General features: G+C 27.5%; 5 protein-coding genes. 4 read left to right on the forward strand and 1 reads right to left on the reverse strand.

Annotated elements, in window-relative coordinates:
* Positions 1-1,432, forward strand: a 1,432-nt coding sequence (locus AADI82_RS14020) for a tetratricopeptide repeat protein (protein ID WP_341217049.1), incomplete at its 5' end; no start/stop codon positions are given.
* 13 nt (positions 1,433-1,445) lie between these two features.
* Positions 1,446-2,120, forward strand: a complete 675-nt coding sequence (locus tag AADI82_RS14025) for a DNA-binding response regulator (protein WP_341217050.1) — start codon at positions 1,446-1,448, stop codon at positions 2,118-2,120.
* 276 nt (positions 2,121-2,396) lie between these two features.
* Here the strand turns inward: AADI82_RS14025 and AADI82_RS14030 are convergent, their stop codons facing one another.
* Entirely contained in the window at positions 2,397-2,900 is a 504-nt protein-coding gene (locus tag AADI82_RS14030; RefSeq protein ID WP_341217051.1) for a DUF456 domain-containing protein, read from the reverse strand.
* 138 nt (positions 2,901-3,038) lie between these two features.
* Between AADI82_RS14030 and AADI82_RS14035 the strand changes: the two genes are divergently transcribed.
* Both AADI82_RS14035 and AADI82_RS14040 read left to right on the forward strand, forming a co-directional pair.
* Positions 3,039-3,404 carry a BlaI/MecI/CopY family transcriptional regulator gene (locus tag AADI82_RS14035; protein WP_034041800.1) on the forward strand — a complete coding sequence of 122 codons (366 nt, stop codon included), beginning with the start codon at positions 3,039-3,041 and terminating at the stop codon, positions 3,402-3,404.
* A partial coding sequence (locus AADI82_RS14040; protein ID WP_341217052.1) for a M56 family metallopeptidase occupies positions 3,401-4,191 on the forward strand: 791 nt, incomplete at its 3' end. The genes AADI82_RS14035 and AADI82_RS14040, both read left to right, overlap by 4 nt.

The raw sequence follows: 4,191 nt of genomic DNA on the forward strand, positions 1-4,191 counted from the left end.
TAATAACTTAGGAATTGTTTTTGATGAGTTAGAACAATTTAATGAATCTATAGAGTATTACAAAAAATCACTTGAAATAAAAAAGAAACTAAAAGGAGACTTTCAAAGAAGCATAGGTTTAACTCTAAATAATATGCTTAAAGTTTATAGACGTTCAGGAGAATATGAGTTAGCTATAGAAAAGTATAATGAAATTTTATCAAATAAGGAATTAATTAATAATCACCCAGATGTTTATGTCTTGGCTTTAGGTAATTATGCAAATACATTATATCTATCTAAGCAAACAGAACAATTGCCTGAATTATATTTAAAAGCCTTAAGAATATGTGATAGTATTAACCTTAGTTATAATTCTATAATAATTCATCAACATTTAGCAGAATATTATAACAATAAGAATAATAAAGATTTAGCTAAATATCATGCTTATAAAGCTAAAAACATTTCGGAGGCTTATAATAATGATGATTTATTAAAATCACTTTTACTGCTTTCAAAAATTGAAAAGGGAGACATTGCTGCCAAGCATTTAAAAAAATATGTTAAGCTTAGTGATAGCCTGCAAAGAAGCGAAAGAGCTAAAAGAGATAAATTTGCAAGAATTCGTTTTGAAACCAACCAAATTGAACAAGAAAATATTAGAATTGCACGAGAGCGTATGTGGCTTTTAATTATTTCTATAACCTTAATTATAACCTCTTTTTTAATTTATTTGGTTGTTAACCAAAGAAATAAAAATAAAGAATTGAAATTTATACAGCAGCAGCAAGAAACTAATGAAGAAATTTATAACCTAATGCTTTCGCAACAAGATAATATTGAAGAAGCAAGAACATTAGAAAAAAAACGTATTTCTGAAGAGTTACACGATGGCGTTTTAGGCCGTTTGTTTGGTACACGCTTAAGTTTGGATAGTTTAAATATGGGTACTAATGCAGATGCTATTAATACGAGAAGCCAATATATTTCTGAGCTTAAAAATATAGAGGATGATATTAGAAAAGTTTCTCACAAATTAAATACCGATTTTGTGTCTGGCTCTGGATTTATAGACATAATAAAAAGCTTGCTAAAAAAGCAAACAAAAGCTTATGGTTTTGATTACGAGTTAAAGCATAATGACGATATTAATTGGGAAGAAGCTTCAAATAAGACTAAAATTCACATTTACAGAATTATACAAGAATCACTACAAAATATTTATAAACACGCTAATGCAACCCTTGTAAAAATTAGCTTTGAAGTAAAAAATAATGTATTTTGCTTAGTTATTAATGATAATGGGTCAGGTTTTATTGTAGATAAAGCTAAAAGAGGTATTGGTTTAAAAAACATTAACTCTAGAGTTGAAGAAATTAAAGGTGATTTAAATATAACCTCAGAAGTAAATAAAGGCACAACTATAACAATAAAAGTTAAAACAGATTAATAATTATAATTGAATGACAGAGTATATTAAAATATTGATGATTGATGACCACCCTATGATTATAGAAGGCTATCAAAACACTTTACTATTTACTAAAAAAGATAACCAAGAATTATCAATTGATATAGCTAATAATTGTGATGAAGCTTTAGTTTTTATGAATAAAGCTGTAAAAAATAACACACCTTATAATGTGTTATTTGTAGATATAAGCTTACCACCATCTACTGATGGATTAATGCAATCTGGAGAGGATTTAGCAGAATATGCGCGCAATATTCTACCAAATGCTAAAATTATAATACTAACTATGTTCAACGAATCTTTTCGTATTCATAATATTATTAAAACTATAGATCCCGAAGGATTTTTAATTAAAAGCGATTTAACATCAAGCGAATTAGCAAGTGCGTTTCAAGCAGTACTTAATAATCCACCTTTTTACAGTGGAACAGTAAACAACCATATAAGAAGAACAATTACTAGTGATATAGTAATCGATGATAAAAACAGAAAAATACTTCACTTATTATCTCAAGGTGTAAAAACAAAAAATCTCGCAGCACATTTAGATATCTCATTAAGTGCTGTCGAAAAAAGAAAAAAACAGCTTAAAGAATTATTTTCTGTTCAAGACGGACAAGACGAAACACTACTAAAAGAAGCTAGAGACAAAGGTTTTGTGTAAGTAAAGTTCTAAGTTTTTAAATTAATAAATATTAATTTTAATTTTTTTGTTTTTTTTTCATTATCAAACCTCTTACTATATCTAAATTCTACATTTTAACCGCAAACTTGTTACGGTTTTTCCGCAGTTCAAAGCAATTTGTTATGCATATATTTGTCTTATCAACACTTCAAATTAATTAATCCCTCAATTTTTTTTGTTGATAATAGCAATTTACAATAACCCTGTGGATGTGAGAGACCCACAGGGTTCTTCTATTTTAATACTTTAGTTTTTCTAAAATGAAAAAAGAGCATTTTTATAATCCCATAAAACGCCAATAAACAATCCTAAATAAATTATTGCTACTATAAACTTAATAAAAGTTGAGGTTAAAAAGCCAATAAAAGAACCAAAAGCTGCCTTAAAAGCCGTTTTAGAATCAGCATTATTTAATAGCTCACCAATAAGTGCACCAACAAAAGGCCCAATAATAATGCCTCCAGGAATAGGAGTAATTAATCCAACTATTAATCCTAATGTCGTGCCAATCATACCAAACTTCGTTCCGCCAAAACGTTTAGTGCCAATGGCAGGTATAATATAATCTAGTACCCATATAAGAATAGCAATAATAAGCGTAATAATTATAAACGATTTATTCATTGGGATAGCATCAGTTAAATGAAGAATTAATAATCCTAACCAACTTGTTAATGGTCCAGGTAATACAGGTAAAAAGCTGCCAATAATTCCTAAAAGAATAAATAAAGAAGAAATTATAACTAAAATTATATCCATAAAAGTGTTAAAATGTTTATTGGTATGACGTTAAATTATACAAGTTGTTACATTTTTAAACTAAAAAATTAGTTCAAACTAATTTTTTAGTTATATTTGTTTAACTAAAAGCTTAGTTGAATAAAAATATTTTAAAAAATGAAGTTACTTACTAAAGCAGAGGAGGATATAATGCAAATACTTTGGCAGCTTAAAAAAGCCAATGTAAAAGCTATAATAGAAGAGTTTCCAGAGCCAAAACCTGCTTACAATACTGTATCTACAATTGTTAGAATTTTAGAGAGCAAAGGTTTTGTAGATTACGAAAAGCAGGGGAAAGGACATTTGTATTTTCCGTTGATTCCCCAACAAGAATACAGTAATCAATCCATAAATAAATTAGTAGACAATTACTTTCAAGGCTCTTTTAAAAGCATGGTGTCTTTCTTTATGAAAAAGAATGATATTAGTTTAAACGAACTAGAATCGGTTTTAAAAGAAATCAATAAAAAAGATAAAAAATGATACATTATATATTACAAACTATAGCGTTTCAACTTGTCTTTCTATTGGCATACGATGTGTTTTTAAAAAAAGAAACGTTTTTTAAATGGAACAGATTGTACCTTTTAGTAACTGCCATTCTATCTTTAATGTTACCATTTATAAAAGTAGAAAGTTTTAAAAAAGTAGTGCCACAAAACTATGTTATATCGTTACCCGAAGTTATTTTAGGGCAATCTTCAGTAAATCCAAATAACCCAATTATTTTAAATGCAGTTGTATTAAAGCAAAATTCCATGTCATTTTGGGAGGTTACATTCTATATAGGTTTGTGTATAGCGTTTTGTTTGTTTCTGTATAAAGTGTTTAAAATTTTTGTGTTAGTTATTAAAAACCCAAAACAATCTATTGGTAACATTGTACTGGTTGAATTATTAAATAGTAATGCTGCATTTTCGTTTTTTCATTATATTTTTTTAGGTGAGCACATTAAAGCAGAAGATAAAGAAACTATTTTGAAACATGAGCTTATTCATACAAAACAAAAACACACTTTAGATTTATTATTTTTTGAGTTGTTGCGTATTGTTTTCTGGTTCAATCCATTTGTATATATGTATCAAAACAGAATGGCAACACTGCACGAATTTATTGCTGATGCTAATGCAGTTAAGCATCAAGATAAAAATGAATACTATCAAAACCTTTTAGAACAAGTTTTCGAAACCAAAAAAATATCATTCATCAATACATTTTTTAAACAATCATTAATCAAAAAACGAATCGTTATGTTATCAAAAACAAAGTC

The organism is uncultured Wocania sp. (genome assembly GCF_964021735.1).
Classification (GTDB): domain Bacteria; phylum Bacteroidota; class Bacteroidia; order Flavobacteriales; family Flavobacteriaceae; genus Wocania_A.